Origin of the sequence: Streptomyces sp. NPDC087310 (assembly GCF_044744405.1) — a bacterium.
Lineage (GTDB): Bacteria > Actinomycetota > Actinomycetes > Streptomycetales > Streptomycetaceae > Streptomyces.
The window spans coordinates 383,566-399,420 of record NZ_JBIUYF010000001.1; the positions used below are offsets into that span (position 1 = coordinate 383,566).

Genomic DNA, 15,855 nt, shown 5'->3' on the forward strand with positions numbered 1-15,855 from the left:
CCCCGCCCCGAAGTGAGACGCGCATGGAATTCGAACCGATCGCCGTCGTCGGCCGGGGCTGTGTGCTGCCCGACGCCCTCGATCCCGACACGTTCTGGGACAACGTCGCGGCGGGCCGCAGCAGCCTGTCCGCCGTCCCCGAAGGCCGGTGGCGGCTGCCGCACCGCTGGGCCACGGGCTCGGTGGACGACCACCTCGACCGTACCTATTCCGACGTCGGCGGGTACGTACGTGGGTTCGAGTCCGTCTTCGACCCGAGCGGCCTGCGCATCGCCCCGGAGCGGATCCGGTCGCTGGACCCGCTCTTCCACTGGGTCATGTACGGCGTCCGCCAGGCCCTCACGGAGGCGGGCCTGGCGGGCCCGCTTCCGCGCGCGGGGCTGGTGCTGGGAAATCTGTCCTACCCCACGCCCCTGGGGACGGCCTTCGCCGAACACGTCTGGCTGTCCGCGCAGCGCCCCCCGGTCCGTGACGCCCTGCTGACGGGAGAGCGCCGGGTGCGGCCCGACGCCCGTAACCGCTTCTCGTCCGGACTGCCCGCCCACCTCGCGGCCCGGGCGCTCGGACTCGGCGCGGGCGCGTGGTCCCTCGACGCCGCCTGCGCCTCCTCGCTGTACGCGATCAAGCTGGCGTGCGACCGACTGCACGACGGCACGGCGGAGCTGATGGTGGCGGGAGCGGTGAGCCGGGCCGACCCCCTCTATCTGCAGGTCGGGTTCTGCGGGCTGTCCGCGACGAGCCGCACCGGGCGCAGCCGGCCCTTCCACCGGGACGCGGACGGGCTGGTGCACGGCGAGGGCGCCGGGTTCGTCGCCCTGACCCTGCTGTCCGCGGCCCGCGCCGCCGGGCTGCCCGTGCTCGGCGTGATCCGCGGGGTCGGGCTGTCCAACGACGGGCGCGGCGCCGGGCTGATCAGTCCGGCGGAGGAAGGCCAGGTACGGGCCATGCGCCTGGCGTACGACGCGGCGGGCCTCGCCCCCGGGAGCGTCTCGCTCATCGAGTGCCACGCGACGGGGACACCGGTCGGGGACGCGGTGGAGGCGCGCGCCATGGCCCGGGTCTTCGGGTCCTGTGACGAGGTGCCCATCGGTTCGGCGAAGTCGAACGTCGGGCATCTGCTGGCCTCGGCGGGGGTGGCGGGGCTGCTGAAGGTGCTCGGCGCGCTGCGTACGGGGATCCGCCCGGCGACGCTCGGCGCCGAACGTCCGCTGGACGCGCTGGCGGGCACACCGCTGCGGGTGCTGACCGCGCCGGAGCCGTGGCCGGGGCCGCGCAGGGCGGCGGTGAGCGCCTTCGGGTTCGGCGGGACCAACGCCCATCTGATCGTGGACCTCCCGGACGACGGCGCCCCGGGGTCCGCCGGGCGCTCCCCGGCGCGCCCGGTGTCCGCCGCGCCCGCCCCGGCCGCGGTACGGGACGCGCCGGGCGGCCGTGGCCCGGTGGCGATCGTCGCCCTGGGCGCCCGGGTCGGCGACGGGACCTGCACCGAGGACTTCCGCCGGGCGGTGCTGGGCGGTGAACGGCGCGGGCCCGCAACGGAGATCGCCGTGGAAGTGACGGACCTGTGCTTTCCGCCGCTCGCCCTGGAGCGGACCGTACGCCATCAGCTCCTGGTGCTGGAGGCCGCCCGGGAGGCCGCGGGGACGGTGTCCCTGCCCCGCGAGCGGACCATGGTGGTCATCGGTATGGGGGTGGACCCGGAGGTGGCGCGGGCGGGGGCGCGCTGGCGGGTTCCGTACTGGCTGGAGCAGGCCGGACCCTCCGGCGTGGTGCCCGGCGCGGCCCTCGCCCGGGACGCCTTCGCTGGGCCCATGACGGCGGAGGCGGTGGTGGGCAGCCTGCCGAATCTGGTGGCGAACCGCATCAGCACCCAACTCGACCTGGCGGGGGCGAGTTTCGCGGTGTCGGCGGAGGAGGCGTCCGGTCCGGTGGCGCTGGAGGTCGCGGCCCGGGCGGTCCGGGCGGGAGAGGTGGACGCCGCGCTCGTCGGTGCCACCGATCTGTCCCACGAGGTGGTCCACCGGGCCGCGCTGCGGGAGTTGGGGCACGAGAGCGAACCGGGGGACGCCGCCGTCGTGCTGGTCCTCAAGTCCCTGGAGACCGCCCGCGAGGACGATGACACCGTCATCGCGCTGCTCGACGAGGAACCCGTCGGCCCGACCGCTTCCTCCGGCCCGACCGCTTCCTCCGGCCCGACCGCTTCCTCCGCCCCGGCCGATGTGCCCGACATGGTCATCGGGGACGGCCCCGACGCGGTGTTCGACCCGGCGTCGGCCTTCGGCCGCGCGCACGCCGCGTACGGGCTGGTCTCCGTCGCGGTCGCCGCGCTCGCGCTCCAGCACCGCGCGGTGCCACGTCCGGGCGGGCCCGCGGACGCCGGGGCCGTCGCGCACACCGCGAAGGTCGTGGTGACACCGATGGAGGGGCCCGTCGCGACCGTACGGCTGCGCGCCGGGGACGCCCGGCCGTGGCTGCGAGGACGGGCTCCGCGCCTGCATGTCTTCTCCGGAGCGGACCGCCGGGAGGTGCTGGCGGCGCTGGAGTCCGACACGCGGTCCGACGCGGGACCGGCCCGACTGGCGCTGGTGGTCGACGACGCCGCGTTGCCGGGCCGTAGGGAGGCCGCCCGCCGCTGGCTGGCCGAGGGCGGCATCCGTCCGGCGGATGTGCTGTACCGGGACCAGCCTGTCACGGGGCGGACCGCGTTCGTCTACACCAACGGCTCGGCCGCGTACCCGGGTATGGGCCAGGAGCTGATGCTCGCGCTGCCGTCCCTCGGGGAGGCCGTCCGGGCCGAGCACGGGGCCATCGGCGCCCGGCTGCGCTCCCGGACGGAGCGGGGTGTGCTGGACCAGATCTGGGACGCCGCCGAACTCGCCGTCTTCCACACCGTGCTCTCCCGGGAGGTGCTCGGGCTGCGGCCGGACGCCGCTGTCGGGTACTCCTCGGGCGAGTCGGCCGCGCTGGTCGCCCTGGGGGCCTGGCCGGACGCCTCGGGACTGTACGACGCCACCCTGGACAGTGGCCTGTTCACCACGGAGCTCACCGGTGAGCTCCGTGCGGTCCGGCGTCACTGGGCGCGGCTGGGCGTCCAGGGCTCCCGCTGGGCGACCTACCTCGTCAACGCGCCCCTGGAGGAGGTCCGTTCGGAGCTGGCCGGTGAGGTCGCGGTCCACCTGATGGCGGTGAACGCGCCGGGGGTCTGTGTCATCGGCGGCGAGTCCCGCGCGTGCGCGGCCGTCGTGGCCCGGACCGGCGCCGACCGCGCGATCGAGCTGGACTATGAACTGGCGGCGCACGCACCGGAGTTGGCCGAGGTGCAAGGGGCGTGGCGCACGGTGCACCACCGGCCCACCGTCGATGTCCCCGGGGTGCGGTTCTACAGCGGGGCCACCGGACGGTCGTACCGGCCGACGGCCGAGCGGGCCGCCGAGGCCCTCACCGCGCAGGGGCTGAACACGATCGACTTCGCGGCCACGATCGAGCGGGCATGGGCCGACGGTGTCCGGGTCTTCGTGGAGCACGGTCCGCGCAAGCTGTGCACCGGCTGGGTCAAGCGGGTGCTCGGCGACCGGGAGCATGTGGCCGTCGCCCTGGACGCCCCGGACGACACCGGGCTGCGGCAGTTGTGCCTCGCGGTCGCCGAACTCGTCGTCGCCGGGGTGCCGGTACGCGCCGGCGAACTGTTCGCCCGGCTCGCGGACGCCGCCACCGAGGTCCCGCGCCCGGGGCCCAGCGTCACCGTTGCCGTACCCACGACGCCGTGTCTGCCCCAGCCGTCCCCGGAGCCGGTCGTGGTGACCCTGCCCCGGGCCCCCGAACTGGCGCCGGTACCGGGACGGGAGGCCGGTCCGCCCGACACCCCGGGCCCCGTGCCCCGTTCGGCGGGAGTGGCCGAGAAGGCGGGAGCGGTGGGGGTCCGTGCCGCGGTCGTGCGGCAGAGCCTGCGGGTCGCCGCGCTGCACCAGGAGATCATGGCCGTACACACCGACGCCCACCAGCGGTTCCTGCGGATGTCGGCCCTCGCGGTCACCGCGCTGACGGCCGCCGGGCCCCTCCCCGCACGGGCGCCCGGCCTTCCGGCGCCGCGTCCGGCCGCCGGGGCGCCCGTCCCCGTACGTGCCGAGCGGCTGCCGGAGGCCCCACCGGCGCCCGCCCACCTCGTGCGGCCGGGGCCGAAGTTCGACCGTGCCCAGTTGGAACACCTCGCCTCCCGGGAGATCTCCGCGCTGTTCGGCCCCCGGTTCGCCGAGCAGGACGCGTACGCGGTTCAGACGCGGATGCCCGGGCCGCCCATGCTGTTCGCGGACCGGGTCACCGGCATCGACGCGGTGCCGGCGGCGCTCGCCACACCCGGCCAGGGACGTACCGACGGAAGGATCTGGACCGAGACCGATGTCCTGCCCGGCAGTTGGTACCTGGACTCCACCGGGCGGATGCCGGCCGGTCTGCTGATCGAGGCGGGCCAGGCGGATCTGCTCCTGCTCAGTTGGCTGGGCGTCGATCTCCTCAACCGGGGCGAGCGCGCCTACCGGCTGCTCGGCTGCGAGGTCACGTACCACGGCAGTCCGCCGGAGGCGGGGGACACCCTGTGCTACGAGATCTACATCGACGGCCATGCGGAGCACGACGGTGTCCGGCTGGCCTTCTTCCACTACGAGTGCTTCGTGGACGGCGAGTTACGGCTGAGCGTGCGCGAGGGCCAGGCCGGGTTCTTCACCCCTCGGGAGCTGGCCGAAGGTGGCGGTGTGCGGTGGGACCCGGCCGAGCACCCGCCCGGTGACGACCTGCCGCTCGACCCGCCCACCGTACGGTGCGGGCTGACCCGCTTCGGCACGGAACGCGTCGCGGCCCTGGCCCAGGGCCGGCCGGCGGAGTGCTTCGGGCCCGGCTGGGAGACGACGGCGGCCCAGGTCCGCCCGCCCGGGCTCGACGACGGCCGTCTGCGGCTGATCGACGAGGTGACCGCGTTCGACCCGGCGGGAGGACCGTGGGGCCGCGGCTATCTGCGGGCGGAGACCTCGCTGTCGCCGGACGACTGGTTCTTCGAGGGGCACTTCAAGAACGACCCCTGCATGCCCGGCACCCTGATGCTCCAGGGCGGTCTCCAGGCGATGGCGTTCTATCTGGCCGCCATGGGCTTCACCGTCGACCGGGACGGCTGGCGCTTCGAGCCGGTCGACGGTCACCCGTGCCGGGCGATGTGCCGGGGCCAGGCCACCCCGTCCGGTCGGCGGGTCGTCTACGAGGTGTTCGTACGCGGCGTCTCGGCCGGCCCGGTGCCCACGCTGTACGCCGATGTGCTGGGCTCGGTCGACGGAGCGAAGGCGTTCCTGGGCCGCGATGTGGCGCTGCGGCTGGTGCCCGACTGGCCGCTGTCGCAGTGGCGGCGCTCGGGCCCGCCCACCATACAGGCCGATGCCGCGCCGGTACCGCTCCCGCTGCTCGGCGGGCTGGCCGGGCACCGGGAGGAGAAGCCCGTGGCGGCGGCGTCCGACGGACTCCCCTTCGGCTACGCCTCGTTGCTGGCGTGTGCCTGGGGCAGACCGAGTGAGGCGTTCGGCGCCGCGTACGAGCCCTTCGACGGCGCCCGGAGGGTCGCGCGGCTGCCGGGCCCCCCGTACCACTTCATGAGCCGGATCGTCTCGGTGGACGGGCCGCAGGGCGGTATGCGGGAGGACAGCGGTGTCGTCGCGGAGTACGACGTACCCGCGCGGGCCTGGTACTTCGAGCAGAGCGGCGGCCGTACGATGCCGTTCGCCGTCCTCATGGAGATCGCGCTGCAACCCTGCGGGTGGCTGGCCTCGTACGTGGGCAGCGCGCTGACCAGCGCCACGGATCTGCGGTTCCGCAACCTCGACGGGACGGGGACGGTCCACGGTGAGGTCACCCCGGCGACGGGCACGGTCCGCACCCATGCCGTACTGACCCGTGTCTCCCGCAGCGGGGACATGATCGTCGAGTCCTTCCGGGTGACGTGCACGGCCGACGGCGCGCCGCTGTTCGAACTCTCCACGGTCTTCGGCTACTTCCCGCCGTCCTCCTTCGACCGTCAGCCGGGCCTCGCGGTGGCGGCGGAGGAGCGGATCCGGCTCGACGAGCCCTGCGGGCGCCCGGTCGTCGATCTGACCGGGCGGCCCGCCCGGTACTTCGCCGGGGAGCCGCGGCTGCCGGGCCCGATGCTGCTGATGCTCGACCGGATCACCGGCTCGTGGCCGGACGGGGGCCGCGCGGGGCTCGGCCGGCTGCGGTCGGAGAAGGACGTGGTCCCGGACGCGTGGTTCTTCCGGGCGCATTTCTTCCAGGACCCGGTGCAGCCGGGGTCGTTGGGGCTGGAGGCCATGTGCCAGTTGCTCCAGTACCACCTGCTCGAACGCGGCGCCGCCGACGGCGTCCCGTACCCGCGGTTCGAGCCGGTGCTGCCCGGCCGCGAGACGGTCTGGACGTACCGCGGCCAGATCACCCCGGCCGGCCGGCTGATCCGGGTGGACATGGACATCGTCGAGTCCGGTACGGACGCGCGGGGCCCGTACGCGCTGGCGGACGCGTCGCTGTGGGGGGACGACACGTGCATCTACCGGGTGCGCGGACTGGGCATGCGCATGGTCTCCGACGCCGCTCCCGCGCCCCGCTGATCACCCAGGAACGGTCCCAGTTCTACGTGCGCGGTGGCAGTGGCGGGTGGCGGTGGCGGTGGCGGTCAGGGCACGATGCGGGCCAGGTCCACTCTCGACTGGATGTCGAGCTTGCGGTAGATCTGGCGCAGGTGGAAGCCGACGGTGTGCCGGGAGATGAACAGCTCGCTCGCGACCTGGCGGTTGGTCAGCCCCTGTGCGACGAGCCGGGCGACCTTGGCCTCGGTGCTGGTGAGGCTGTCCCAGCCGGTCTCGGGCCGGGTCTCGTGGCTCCAGTGCCGGCGCCGGACTCCGAGCCGCCGCAGCTTGCGCCGAACCCGCGCCGAGTCCCATTCCGCACCCACCTCCTCGTAGATCACCATCGCCCGGTTCAGTTCCTCGACGGCCTGCTCGCGGTCGGTCTCCCGCCGGCGTGAACCGAGGTCCTCGGCGAGCGAGGCCACCATCCACGGATCGCCATACAGCTCCCCGAGCCCGGCGAGTGCGGTGAGATCGCCGTCCAGCAGCGCCCGGCCGTGCCGCGCCGCCGCCACCATCGGACCGTGCCGCTGGTTGGCCAGGGCGATCTCCTCGGCGGTGACCACGATCCGCTCCGCGAACGGCCGCTGGTCCGTGGCCAGCGCGATGCGTACCGCCCACGCGATGCCCACCGGGGCCTCCAGCACCAACTGCCTGCGCAGGAAGGGGTCCTGTGCCAGCCCGCGGATCTCGTCGATCGCCGCGTGCGGGCCCGATTTGGCCGAGGCCACCAGCCCGGTGAGCAGTCGCCGCATCGCCGACCACCAGTGGACCAGCTCGGTGGGCACCGACTCGTCCAGCCTCCGCAGCGCGTCGGCGGCAGCGGCCAGGTCACCACGCCGTAGCGCGCAGAAGGCCAGAACCGCGCGGAGCGGAGGGTCGTAGAGCGGCATCTCCGCGCGCTTCGATGCCGCGAGTCCCGCGGCCGCCTCCTTCTCGGCCGCGGCGATGTCGCCCTTGACGAAGAAGATCATCGCGCGCAGGGCGAGCGGGACCGGGCTGAGTACGCCCGTGCCGTCCCAGTCGATGGTGCGGCAGGCGGTGTCGGCCGCGGTCAGCGCCTCGTCGAGCCGGTGGAGCCTGGTCAGCATCCACGCCTTGGTCCACAGCGGATCGCACTGGCAGGTCTCGGTGAGCTGCCCGCGCAGCTCCACCGCGTCCTCCACACAGACGAGCGCCTCGTCGATCCTGCCCGCACGCCACCTCGCCATCGCCCGCACGTTCAACGCCGCCACCCGCACCTCGACGCTGTAATCGCCGGTGGCCGCGAGCACCCGGTCGGCCAGGCCGACCCTCGCGGTCCGGTTGTCGTGCGACAACATGCTCAGCATCAGCAGTTCGATGCTCGGGTCCGGACCGTCCCCGGGAGCCGTGGTGGCGAAGGGCTCCTGGGAGACCTGCCGCGCGGCGGAGGCGTCGCCGCGCAGCATCAGCGCCGTGGCCAGCCAGGTGCGCAGCAGGCGAACGGAGTCCACCGGGGCGGGCCCGGCCACCCGCAGCAGTTCCTGGGCGAGTTCGGATGCCTGGGTGAGCTTGCCCTGCCGGACCAGGCCCGCGGTGGCCGTGGTCCCCAGCGCGAGGTGATCGGGCCCGCCGGGCTCGGTGGCCTGCAGCCCGCGAGCGGCCAGCGCCGCCGCCGACTGGGGTGAGGACGGCAGCAACCGCCGCGCCGCCTTGCTGATGATGGCCAGTGCCTCGGCGTCACCGGCCTCCGTACAGTGCACCAGATGCACCGCCGCGTCCACGGTCGGCTCCCCCGCCCTGGCGAGCAGCATGGTGGCGGCCTGCTGGTGCAGCATCGACCGCAACGGCGCAGGGACGGTCCCCAGCACCGCACGCCACACCGGTTCGCGGTGGAACACGAATCCCTCGTTGTCGCTGCTGAGCAGCCCCGCGCCCATCGCCTCCTGCAACGGCCCCAGCAATTGCACGGGGAGCTCACCCAGCATCTCCGCGAGGTCGCTGGGGGCGAATCCGCTGCCCAGCACCGCCGCCACCTGCAGCATGTTCTGCGTCCGCTGGGACAGCTCGTCCAGCCGGCCGCGCACCGACCGCAGCAACGGCTGCGGCAGCCGCCCGACCGGATCCTCCGCGACGGCCACGGCGATGCCCGAGGCCATCGGCCCCGAACCCAGCGACGCGCCCCTGTCGTTGATCGCCACGCAGTGTTCCTCGCGCAGTTCGTGCACCAGGTCCACGATCGCCTGCGGGGTGCCGCCGACGCTCTCGCACAGCTCCACCAGGTCCCGGTCGGGAACCGCGTCGAGAAGGTCGCCGGCGAGGCCGACGACGGCGTCACCGGCCAGCGGGCCCAGCGGGCCGAGCCAGTCGCTGCGGTGGGCGCGGGCCATGCCCCGCAGCAGCAGGCTGTTGGCCGACTCGCCCTGCTCGGCACGGAGCGCGAACAGCCACAGCACCGGCGAGTCGTCCAGCTTCGACATCAGGCCGCCGAGCGCCCGCAGCTCCGTCAGGTCCGTCCACTGCGCGTCGTCGAGCACCATCAGCACCGGACCGCGCCGGAGTTCGGCGTCGAGCTGCGCCTCAAGCTGCGCGGCCGGCCGGCCGATCCGGTCGGTGTCGGGCCGGCCCTGGCGTGGGCCGACCATGGTGAGCGACTTCGGCAGGCCGCTGACCACCGCGAACCCGTTCCGCTCGGCCAGCGCCATCGCCTCGAACAGCAGCCTGGTCTTGCCGGTGCCGATGCCGGATTCCAGGACCACCAGGTGTCCCCGGTGGTCCTCGGCCGTCGCGCGCATCAGCCGCTCGATGCGGTGTACCTGTTCTTCACGGCCGTGCAACGTCCAGGAGACCGACTGCGCCTGCGGTGTCGCCGGCTCCATGAGCTTCTCGAGAATCCGAGGCTCCACGTTCTCTCCCATGTCGGCGGTGCACATCTGCTGTCGTCAGTTCCTGAGGAATGCGGGGGCGGCCGCAGGGACACGGACTCGCTCGGTCTCCTGTCCGCCCGGTCTCCTGCCGCTCGGCCGCGGAACACCATTTCACCCGCCGTTCATCTGCCCCACGGGAAATTCACGCCCACAATGGGCGCCCCAGTCGCGCATCGCGGACTCGGGTCAAGAATGGGCAATTTCAGGTCCGTATGATCCGGACTAGGTGGAATGTTCGATAGGTTCGACATAAAGAATCCGTCAGAGTTATCAAAATCAGCGACTCCGGCGCGCCACATGACCGACCCATCGGGCCACGACCGGGGCGAACAGTCACACCAGGCACTACGGGACATTCGGGGGACATTCGCCGCACATCACACCGAAGGCGAAAGGAAATCTTAACGCGAATATTACGCGTGCCACGGTTGGGCGCGCTTCGGTCCGGGAATCTCCGGCACGGAAAGGAAGCATGCGCCTCGGAAAAATTGGCGACAGGAAGTGACGATGCGTCACATTCTTCGCGCGCGATCCGGGGACACGACTGAAACAAGTCATGGAGTTCCCTGGACGGACGCACCGGCTCGAAGCGGTGCGACACCGGACGGGAAGGGGATGGGCGGCGACGGGTTCGGACCGGGGTGAACCCCCGCGACCGGCGGCGTTGGGCCGAGAAGGGCTCCGGCGACCGTCGGCCAGGACCCGGTGGGCGCGCACCTGCTCCACGGACGGGTGCGACCCGATGGTCCGGCTCCGTGCGGTGCTTGTGGCTTCATGTTCACTACCGTTGACTTTTATGGCTTTCTGGGAGCCGTCAACGCGGGGGAGCCAAGGAATACCCCCGACACACGAGTGCGCGGCCCGGATCGATGATCGACGGGCCATGGTTCACGACAAAAGGAGCGCCGACCGGAAGACCGGCCCCGCTCGACCCGGGACCGGCCCGGCGCTGACAGGGCGTGGCGATCCCCGGCCGTCATGCGGCGCGAAATCGCGGAGCCACCGTCCCTCCCCCAGGAAACGCCGGGACATCGATCTAAATGAGCGAAACACCAATTCTCCGAGTAATCCATCACAGCCTCCTTGCAAGCCAACGCCGATGCCGATACCGATATCGCGGGACCGGTCATGGGCCGATTCACCTCCGGTCAAGCCGAAGTAAAATCAACCTAGCATCCGGAACGGTTATTCCGCTACGTCGCGAATCCCACAGCACAGACGTGACACCGGATGACAAAAGTGTGGCTTTCCCCGCGAATTTCGCAGGGAAAGCCACACTCCTGTCATCGGTCTGTCACCGCGTACCGGCGTTCACCGGCAGGCTGGTCAGCCCCCGCAGAAGGATGCTGCTGCGCCACTTCAGGTCGCCCGGGGCCACCGCGAGGGTGAGTTCGGGGAACCGGGCCAGCAGCACGCGGAAGGCGATCTCGCCCTCCACCCTGGCCAGCGCCGCCCCCAGGCAGTGGTGGATACCGTGCCCGAAGGCGAGACCGCCGCCCCGGGGACGGCCGAGGTCCAGTTCGTCGGGCCGGTCGAACACCTCCGGATCCCGATTGGCCGAGCCGATCCCCAGCAGGACCAGCTCGCCTGCCGGGATCGTCGTGCCGCCGATGGTCACCGGCTCGGCGGTGTACCGCGTGGTGGCCATGCTGACCGGGCTCTCCAGGCGGAGGAACTCCTCCACCGCGCCCGGGAGCAACGCCGGGTCCTTGCGCAGCCGGGCCAGTTGGTGCGGGTCGCGCAGCAGGGCGAGCACCCCGTTGCTGATCAGGTTCGCCGTGGTCTCGTGCCCGGCCATCAGCAGCAGTGACGCCATCGAGGTCGCCTCGGCGGGCGACAGTTGGTCGGCGCCCTCCCCCGGGGCCAGGATCGCGGAGAAGATGTCCTCGCCGGGGGCCGCCCGTTTGGCGGCCACCAGCTCGTCCAGGTACTCCCGCATGGCCGCCGACGCCGCCGCCTGCTCCTGCGGCGTCGTCGACGTCAGGATGATGTGGGACCACTCGCCGAACTCATGCCGCCGGTCGTCCGGCACGCCGAGGATCTCGCAGATCACCGTCATCGGCAGGGGGAACGCGTACTCCTCGATCAGGTCGACCGAGTCCGCCCCGGCGGCCAGCTTCGCCGCCATCGCCTCGGCCAGCTCGGTGGCCAGTCGCTCGATGCCCGGGCGGAGCCGATCGATGGCCCGTCCGGTGAACGCCTTGTTCACCAGCTTGCGCAGCCGGGTGTGCTTGGGCGGGTCCGAATTGAGCATGTGGTCGTGCAGACCCATGTCCAGGTCCACGGCGTCCTCGGGCAGTTCGGCGGCGCGGCGGAGGATCCTGGCGATCTCACCGGCGTCCTTGCGCAGCCGGGGGTCGGTCATTCCGGCGCGCACGTCCTGGTATGTGGTGACCAGCCAGAACGGCGGCGCCATCGGCACCCGCACCCGGGTCACCGGGCGCTGGGCGCGCAGCAGTTCGTAGAGCTGGTACGGCTCGTTCATGAAGGCTTCGTCGAGATCGACCACTCCGTCGCCGGAGTCGGGGATCGTGTTTCCGGCCGGGCACTGGGATGTCGTCATGACAGTGGTACTCCTCTGGTTCTTCGGCGACTCGGATCGCCATGTCAGTCGGGGATTCCGCCCGCCAGGCGGTTCAGTACGAGGGCGGCCATGGCGGCGGGATCACCGTCCTCGGGGCGCAGTACCAGCTCGGGCGAGTCGGGCGCCTGGTACGGATCGTCGATCCCGGTGAAACCGGTGATCTCGCCCGCGCGGGCCTTGGCGTAGAGCCCCTTCGGGTCCCGGGACTCGCAGACCGCCTGCGGGGTGTCGAGGAAGACCTCGATGAACGGCAGCCCGGCGAGTTCGTGCGCCGCCCGCACCTTCGCCCGGTCTTCGGCGTACGGGCTGATCAGCGACACCACCGCGACCAGTCCGGCCTCGGAGAACAGCCTGGCCACCTCGCCCGCGCGCCGTACGTTCTCCGCACGGTCGGCCTCGCCGAATCCCAGCCCGGCGTTGATCCCGTGCCGCAGGTTGTCCCCGTCCAGCAGGTAGGCCGGGCGGCCGGCGGCGATCAGCATCCGCTCGATCTCCACCGCCACACTGGACTTCCCCGCCCCGGACAGTCCGGTCAACCAGATCGTGGCGCCCCGCGAGATCCGCTCGTCCCGGCTCACCGCGGTGGCGTGCCAGACGACCTCGGGCCGGGCGGGCTGGGCCAGCACGGTCCCTGCGGCGACGGTGTTGTTGGTCCGCTCGTCGATCAGGATGAAACTGCCGGTGACGCGGTTACGGCGGTACTCGTCGACGAACAGCGGCTCCTGCGCCCGCAGGCTCACCCGGCCGATCTCGTTGAGCGCCAGCGAGTCCGCGGCCTCGTCGCGGTGCAGTGTGTTGATGTCGAGCCGGTAGTCCACCGATCCCACCAGCGCACGGGTGGTACGGGTGGTGTGCCGCACCAGGTACCTGGTGCCCGCGGCCAGCTCGCTGCGCTCGGTCAGCCAGCACACCATCGCGTCGAACTCGTGGACCGCCCGCGGCTGGTTGCGCGGGCGGCAGATCAGATCGCCCCGGCCGATGTCGTGCTCGCCGTCGAGCTGCACGGTGACCGCCTGCGGCGGAAATGCCTCGTCGAGCGGCGCGCCGCCGGGTCCGGTGATCGCCGCGATCGTGGTGCGCGCGCGGGACGGCAGCACCAGCACCTCGTCGCCCGGTTTGAACACCCCGCCGGCGACGGTGCCCGCGTAACCGCGGAAGTACCCGGACTCGCCCGGCGTGCGGATCACGTACTGCACCGGCAGGCGCGCGTCGATCAGGTTGCGGTCCGAGGCGACGTGCACCTCCTCCAGGTGGTGCAGCAGCGACGTGCCTTCGTACCAGGGCATCGCGTCGCCGCGGTGCACGACGTTGTCGCCGGTGAGCGCGGACATCGGGACGAAGCTCAGGTCGTGCACGTCCAGTTTGGCGGCGAACGCGGTGAACTCGGCGCGTATCTCCTCGAACCGCTCCTGCGAGAAGCCCACCAGGTCCATCTTGTTCACGCAGAGCACCAGGTGCGGAATGCCGAGCAGGGACGCCAGCAGCGCGTGCCGCCGGGACTGCTCCAGTACGCCCTTGGCGGCGTCGACCAGGATCAGCGCGAGGTCGGCGGTGGACGCCCCGGTGACCATGTTGCGGGTGTACTGCAGGTGGCCCGGGGTGTCGGCGATGATGAACCGGCGCCTCGGCGTGGCGAAGTAGCGGTGCGCCACGTCGATGGTGATGCCCTGTTCGCGTTCGGCGCGCAGCCCGTCGGTGAGCAGGGCGAGGTTCGGGTACGGCTCACCGCGGTCCCGGCTGGCGCGTTCCACCGCGGCCAACTGATCGGAGAACAGCGATTTCGAATCGAACAGAAGTCGGCCGATGAGTGTGGACTTGCCGTCGTCCACACTGCCCGCGGTGGCGATCCGTAGCAGATCGATGCCCATCAGAAGTAACCCTCCCTTTTCCGGTCTTCCATGCCCGCTTCGGAGATCCGGTCGTCGGCGCGGGTGGCACCGCGTTCGGTGATCCGGCTGGCCGCGACCTCGGCGACGACGGCCTCCGGGGTGGCGGCGGCGGACTCCACACAGCCGGTGCAGGTCGCGTCGCCGATGGTGCGGAAGCGAACGGTGGCCTCGTACGGCTGCTCGTCGGCGCCGGGGGTCAGATAGGGGTTGACCGCGAGCACCATGCCGTCGCGCTGGAAGACCTGCCGCCGGTGGGCGTAGTAGAGCGAGGGCAGTTCGACCTCCTCGTCGAGCACGAACTGCCAGATGTCCAGTTCCGTCCAGTTGGACAGCGGGAAGACCCGGATGTGCTCACCGCGACGGTGCCTGCCGTTGTACAACTGCCAGAGTTCCGGACGCTGGTTGCGCGGATCCCACTGGCCGAACTCGTCGCGGAAGCTGAACACGCGTTCCTTCGCGCGGGCCTTCTCCTCGTCGCGGCGGGCGCCGCCGAACACGGCGTCGAAACCGTGCTCGGTGATCGCCCGCAGCAGGGTGGTGGTCTGCAACCGGTTCCGGCTGGGTTCGTCGGCCACCCGCCCGGCGTCGATGTCGTCCTGGACGGAGGCGACCTCCAGCCGGACGCCGTGCCGGGCCACGGCCCGGTCGCGGAACGCGAGCACTTCGGGGAAGTTGTGGCCGGTGTCCACATGCAGCACCGGGAACGGCAGTGGCGCCGGCCAGAACGCGCGCAGCGCCAGGTGCAGCATGACCACCGAGTCCTTGCCGCCGGAGAACAGCAGCACCGGCCGTTCGAACGTGGCCGCGACCTCGCGGAAGACGTGTGCTGATTCGGCTTCGAGGGTGTGCAGATGGGAGAGCTGATAAGTGCCCGCCGTCATACGTTGTGCTCCTCCGCTACTGGTAGGGCGAACTGTTCTTCGGATGCCGCGGTGTCGTGCCGTCGTTCCTCTCGCAGTGAGCGGATCGCGGCGAGCACCCCGGCCGCCCACAACGCCACGATGGCGATGTAGGTGACGGTGAACACCCGGTCCGTGGCCTCGAACTCGCCGAGCAGTGTGCGGGCGTTGGTGAACACGATCAGCCCGCCGGCCAGCGCGCCGAGCAGCCTCGGCGGCAGATGGCGGACCAGCCAGGCCGCCGGCGGGGCGGCGATGATGCCGCCGATCATCAGGCCGAGGACCACCGTGTAGTCGAGGTTGTCCTGCTGCGACAGGGTGAACAGGAAGCCGATGCTGGCGGCCAGCGCGACGATGAACTCCGAGGTGTCCACCGAACCGACCACCTTGCGCGGTTCCAGCCGGCCCGAGGACAGCAGCGTGGTGGTGGCCACCGGACCCCAGCCGCCGCCACCGGTGGCGTCGACGAACCCGGCCACCAGACCGAGTGGCGTGAGGAACTTGACGCCGGGGCGCTTGCCGGTGATCAGCCTGCCGAGCTTGAGGAACGAGAACCGGATCAGCACGTACAGGCCGAGCAGCAGCAGGATGGTGGTGATCCACACCGCGGCGTTCTCGGTGGAGAGCGAGGTCAGCACGTACGCGCCGAGCACCGCTCCGATCGCGCCCGGTACGGCCAGGATGCCGACGGTTCTCCAGTCGATGTTCTTGAACCTCCAGTGGGACAGGCCGGACGCCAGCGAGGTGCCGACCTCCGCGAGGTGCACGGCGGCCGAGGCTGCCGCCGGGGCGGTGCCCACGGCCAGCAGCGTGGTCGTCGCGGTCACCCCGAACGCCATGCCCAGGGTGCCGTCGACAAGTTGGGCCAGCAGACCGGCCAGTCCGAACAACAGGAACGTGCGCATGGGAACCTCGGTTCGCAGGGTGGGCGGCACGGCTGCC

Annotated in this window: 6 protein-coding genes; 1 reads left to right on the top strand and 5 read right to left on the bottom strand. The window is 72.0% G+C overall.

Annotated elements, in window-relative coordinates:
- Positions 1-23 precede the first annotated feature (23 nt).
- Positions 24-6,635 (top strand): beta-ketoacyl synthase N-terminal-like domain-containing protein, encoded by a 6,612-nt coding sequence (locus ACIO3P_RS01620; RefSeq protein WP_401849827.1) that lies wholly within the window; start codon positions 24-26, stop codon positions 6,633-6,635.
- 65 nt (positions 6,636-6,700) lie between these two features.
- Here ACIO3P_RS01620 and ACIO3P_RS01625 read toward each other — a convergent pair whose 3' ends face one another.
- The 5 genes from ACIO3P_RS01625 to ACIO3P_RS01645 form a co-directional block, all read right to left on the bottom strand.
- Positions 6,701-9,493 (bottom strand): LuxR C-terminal-related transcriptional regulator, encoded by a 2,793-nt coding sequence (locus ACIO3P_RS01625; RefSeq protein ID WP_329822661.1) that lies wholly within the window; start codon positions 9,491-9,493, stop codon positions 6,701-6,703.
- Positions 9,494-10,835: 1,342 nt separating this feature from the next.
- On the bottom strand, positions 10,836-12,104 hold the full coding sequence (locus tag ACIO3P_RS01630) for a cytochrome P450 (protein WP_329822660.1): 1,269 nt from the start codon (positions 12,102-12,104) through the stop codon (positions 10,836-10,838).
- Positions 12,105-12,148: 44 nt separating this feature from the next.
- Positions 12,149-13,993 (bottom strand): adenylyl-sulfate kinase, encoded by a 1,845-nt coding sequence (gene cysC, locus ACIO3P_RS01635; protein WP_329822659.1) that lies wholly within the window; start codon positions 13,991-13,993, stop codon positions 12,149-12,151.
- Positions 13,993-14,895, bottom strand: a complete 903-nt coding sequence (gene cysD, locus ACIO3P_RS01640) for a sulfate adenylyltransferase subunit CysD (RefSeq protein WP_329822658.1) — start codon at positions 14,893-14,895, stop codon at positions 13,993-13,995. The genes cysC and cysD overlap by 1 nt, the downstream gene beginning before the upstream one ends.
- Positions 14,892-15,818, bottom strand: coding sequence for a sulfite exporter TauE/SafE family protein (locus tag ACIO3P_RS01645; protein WP_401787273.1), 927 nt, complete (start codon positions 15,816-15,818; stop codon positions 14,892-14,894). Before ACIO3P_RS01645 ends, cysD begins: the two co-directional genes overlap by 4 nt.
- Positions 15,819-15,855 lie beyond the last annotated feature (37 nt).